Here is a 1,227-nt window from a genome sequence, read left to right on the forward strand (position 1 = left end):
CACGGGTCATGAGGAAATCCCATCAATAGAAATCGATGTTATTGGAATCCACCCAGCCGTAGTAATCGTTGTCATCCGTATCCCACAGTTCATACCATGTGGTTCCATAATTGGTGCACTTGTTTTTCGCCGTGACGTGCCATGTGTCGCCGAGACTCTTTCTCACCGTTTCGCATGCACCGCCATTGACGATGTAATCAGTGGTGTAGCCCGGAACAACCCCGCCATGGCAATTGATCTGTCCTTTCTGGTCGGGGATGCTGACAGCATAGCCGCCGCTCTGGACGGTTCCGCTGGTCTCCTGCTGAATCTCACGGATAACACCGTGGCCAACTGTTCCATCGGCTGCTACGGGAATCAGGAACAGATAGCTCTTCGGATTTTGGTAAGGGTCAAATTTCAGATTGACAGAATCCTGACACTCTGCCTTGCTGTAAGTTCCAATCACATTCGTGACGCTGTCGTCCTCCAGAGAGAATTTCGTGACCATCACATTTGCGAAATCTCCATCCACATACAGCCGTGTTTCCACGCCGTCCTGACCGGACAGCAGATAGGTATTCACATTTGCTTCAACGATACACGGCATCTCTATATCATAGGGCAGCAGCAGATCCACCTTGATGGTGTCGGAGAGATCACAACCCTTGAATTTTGCGCCATACCTCCGTTCCTCACCACTATAAGACTGTTCCATCACTTTTTCCTGTGTAACAGAACCGCCGACAATCTGAATTTCCGACACAACTTGCTGTCCCATCTGGGCATAGCTGCTATAGAGTTTGCCGTCCTTTTGATACAGCGTGGTATTTCCGCTGGCGAAGCTGCCCAAATCAAGAATGGTTCCATCTTCGTCCAAAGTGAACACCATCGTTTCTGTATCCGCTTCGCTTCCGCCAAACCGAATCAGCAGCTCCTGCGTTCCATCCTGATCGATGTCATAGAGATAGTATTCCCGATGTGCGACACTCTCCTGATAGTCATTTTTCGCGATATCTGCAAGTCCGCCATACAACTCAATCGTATCCATATACGCCATATAGTTCTTGGACTTCGCCACTTCCGTGGTGGTCGCCTTGGTGGTTGTTTGCTGGGCGGCGGTTTCCTTTGCAGCAGTGGTTTTCGTCACTGTCTCTGTGGTATCTGCCTTGGCAGTGCTGCCATCCAGCTGGTCGTACAGACCGATCATGTACGACTCGAACTCCTCCTCGCTGATTTTTTGGGAGG

Annotated in this window: 1 protein-coding gene; it reads right to left on the reverse strand. The window is 50.3% G+C overall.

Annotation, left to right across the window (positions count from 1 at the left end; all coding sequences use genetic code 11):
- Positions 1-22 precede the first annotated feature (22 nt).
- Positions 23-1,227 (reverse strand): hypothetical protein (locus tag QZL66_RS03845; RefSeq protein WP_293601831.1); only part of this gene is annotated, 1,205 nt, incomplete at its 5' end.

Source organism: Ruminococcus sp. CAG:330 (assembly GCF_000437175.1).
Classification (GTDB): Bacteria; Bacillota; Clostridia; order Oscillospirales; family Ruminococcaceae; genus Ruminococcus_C.